Here is a 3,808-nt window from a genome sequence, read left to right on the forward strand (position 1 = left end):
TCAACACGTTGCCATCGCTGTCCTGTGCGCCGCCGCCTGGTGACATCACCACCAGTTCGCCGCCGCACTGGCCTTTGCCAACGCCGTCGTTACAGGTGCCGTAATGCTTCATTTGCATGCCGTCGTTGCAGAACGCGCCGAACGACTGGCCGGCAGAACCGCTGGTATTAATCAGCACGCTACGCGGTGCCAGATAATGACGACCGCGATCGTCTTTCATTACCGCTGGCAATGCTGCCAGTTGATCTTTAGGTAATTCATGGTTCAGCATGCGCTCGATATCGATCGCCAGCTGACCGCCCACGCTCTTGTTACGGTTGTTCAGGGTGATGCCCGCGCCCAGCGCGATTTCACGGCTTGCCTCGCCAACCAGCTGCGTTTTCAGCTCGTTAACCCAGCCATCATCCAGTTCAAAGTCTTTTTCCAGATACACCGGCTTAGCAATTTTCTGCTCTGGCACCACGGTCAACATCGCACGCAGATCCAGTTTGCCGACTTCCAGCGGGTGATCCATCAAGTGCAGCAGATCCGAACGGCCACGCGCTTCACGCAGGGAACGCAGACCGAGGCGGGCGAGGAACTCACGCACTTCCTGCGCCACGTTGATGAAATACTGCGCCAGCTGACGCGGATCACCATCAAAGGCTTCGGCGTTGGTGGTTAAACCGGCCGGGCATTTGACGTTACAGTTTTTCGCCATCACGCATTTCAACATCATCAGCGCGGTGGTGCCGAACTCGAAGCTGTCGCCACCGAGCAGGGCAGATTTGATCACATCGCTGCCGGTCTGCTGCGCGCCGGAGCAGCGCAGCTGCACTTTGTCGCGCAGGCCGTTAGCACACAGCGCCTGATGCACTTCAGCGATACCGATCTCCGCGACGCGGCCGGTATATTTCAGGCTGGTAACGGAAGCCGCGCCGGTGCCGCCTGTGTTACCCGCGACGTTAATCACATCCGCGCCGGCTTTCGCCACGCCGACGGCGATGGTGCCGATACCTTCAGATGAAACCAGTTTGACGATAACGCGCACGCGCGCGGCTTTACAGTCGTGAATCAGCTGAGCCAAGTCTTCGATGGAGTACGTGTCATGGTGCGGCGGCGGTGAAACCAGCTCAACACCCGGCGTACCGCCACGCGCGGCGGCAATTTCAACGGTCACTTTCGGTGCCGGCAACTGACCGCCTTCACCGGGCTTAGCGCCCTGGCCGATTTTGATCTCCAGCTCTTCCAGCATCGGGTCGGCCAGATAAGCCGCCCAAACGCCGAAACGACCGGATGCCAACTGCTTGATACGTGACGCGCGGATGGTGCCGTGACGTGAATAGTGCTCGCCACCTTCACCGCAGTTACTCATGCCGCCAACCATGTTGGTACCGTGCGCGACAGCTTCGTGCGCCGGCGCCACCAGCGCACCGTGGCTCATCGCACCGGAGGCAAAGGTAAGCGTAATTTCATGTGCAGGTTGAATCTCTTCCAGCGGCAGCGATGGCAGCGCGGTGAAGATCAGCGACAGATAATCAGCGGCTTTGCCGTAAGCGGTGATGTGCAGTACGCCATCCGCCACGCTGCTGCTTTCGATATCGTCGGTGAAACGGGTTTTCAGCGCACGCGCCAGCGCTTCCAGGCGCTCGTTCTCTGGTTTCAGGCCAGCAATCGCATCGATCAGACGCAGCTCAAACTGGTTCAGGCTGCCGTTCACCGCTTCACACTTCAGGCCTCGCGTAGCGAAGCCGTTGTTCACCAGCGAGTAGCGGCCCAGTTTGCGGCCGAATTCGGCTTCGCTATCAACGTGGGTCAAATCGCACGGCAGCGCAAGGATGTCGCGCAGCGCCGCTGGACGACGTTTACGCTCGGCATGCATCAGGCCGGAGAACTGACGGTAATCAGGCGTGATGGCAAAGGTGTCGATCACATCATTCGGGATGCGCTCAAAGCTGCTGTCTTTAAAGGCTTCTGCTTTGATGTTGAATGCGTTATCCAGTTTGGCCAACGTCATCAAACGAATAAAGTTGTCCTCTTCGCGCTCTTTATTAGCAAAGCGAATCGGCTGTTCCGTCATATCGATAAAGGTACGTACCGCGATGGTACCGTACGAGTGTCCCGCGCCTTCAGCACGCTCTTTGAACAGGCCGAGCAATGGCACTTCCGCTTCGCCCTGAATTTTCAATGAGCTCTGGTGCCAATCTACCGCCATCTGAGCGATCGCCGGGAAGCCTGCGCCGCCGACAGGAGTTTTGATATTCGGGAAATATTTCTTCAATACCGGATCGTCGGTATTCAGGAAGTTCGGCTCGAAGAACTCGCCGCAGCTGTAGCTCTCAACAGTACACAGGCCGACTTTACCCATGGTTTTCATCAGCGCTTTTTCGGCTGCTTTGGCATAGCGTTTAAAGGCTTTGTTGCCTTCTTCGCCTTCACCGAATTTCTCTTCCGCACGCATCTGCACGCCGAGTGGGTAAACGGCAGAAGCACCAAAGCCCAGCGTCGCCGCAATATGGTGTGAAGAGATGCTTTGACCACTTTCGACCACCAGCGAAACATCCAGACGCAGACCTTCCTGCACTAAGCGCTGGTTGATCGCCGACACCATCAGCAGCATCGGAATCGCTGCGTGGGTTGAGGAGATATGACGGTCGGTGATCACCGCGATGCCGCCTTGCTGGCGTGCGAAATCCACCACCTGCTGGGCTAAGTCATCAATGGCTTTTTCCAGCGCGTTGGCGTTGGCCGCACGGCTGACGATATCTTTGCCAACGACTGGCTCGTACAGCATCTCGAAGCGCGCATAAGGTGCGACGGTTTGCTCGCGCAGGCGCAGCATGTCGAGGTGCGTCAGGATTGGCGTCGGGACAATGATTTGCTGACCTTTGCTGCGGCCAAGATGCGGTTTTGCACCCAGAGCAACACGCAGCGTCATGCCGTCCGCTTCACGAATCGAATCGAGCGGCGGGTTGGTGACTTGTGCAAAACGTTGTGAGAAGTAGTGCGCCATGCCGCCTTCGTGATCGGACAGGCCGTTGATGGCGTTGCCGTAACCCATTGCTGAGATCTTCTCAGCGCCGGTTTGTAGCATCGGGTCCATCATGAATTTGAAGCTTTCCTGGTTGTAGTAGTAGGCGACAAAACGCTGATAGGTTTTGAGGTCTCCACGATAACGCAGCGGCGAGCCGAGCTGCTCTGCCTGAATTTCCGGCAGGTCAGCGAGATCGATACGCGCTTTGCCCAGCAGCGACAGGTAATCTTTTTCAGCTGCTAGTTTTTCCAGCGCTTCAACCGTGGTGTAAGAGCGTTTCTCTTTGTGATCGTAATAGAGCATGCCGCCCGCTTCGATACGGCCACGACGCAGTACGCTTTCCGGTGGGAAGGCGATCTGACCTGCTTCAGACATCGCACCGATGTATTCCGCAGTTTCAACGGAACGCAGTGGACGGAGGCCGAGGCGGTCAAGACGCGCGCCGATCACTTCACCGTTACCGAAGATCAGCGCAGCTGGGCCATCGTTCTTCTCTTCATATAAAGAGAAGTACTCGAGCATGGCGCGCACTTCGTTTGAGAGTGACGTATCGTTCTCCCACGCCGGCGGCATCATCGACACCACGGCGTTAATCAGGTCGAGATTATCTTCCATCAAACGGCTGTGGATGCTTTGGTCGAGACGTGAGCTGTCTGACTGACCTTTTGGACGCACAATTTTTTTACCGCGCGCCAGCATCAGTGCCGCTTCAGCGATGCGGTTTTTACGGTCGGTATTCAGCTCGCCGTTGTGCGCCATTAAGCGGAACGGCTGCGCCATGGTGGTGTGCGGATC

General features: G+C 57.1%; 1 protein-coding gene. It reads right to left on the reverse strand.

Annotated features, from left to right (window positions below):
• Positions 1-3,808 (reverse strand): glutamate synthase-related protein (locus RTY00_RS21555; protein WP_312666124.1); only part of this gene is annotated, 3,808 nt, incomplete at both ends.

The organism is Pantoea sp. CTOTU49201 (genome assembly GCF_032054795.1).
In the GTDB taxonomy this organism is placed as follows: domain Bacteria; phylum Pseudomonadota; class Gammaproteobacteria; order Enterobacterales; family Enterobacteriaceae; genus Pantoea; species Pantoea symbiotica.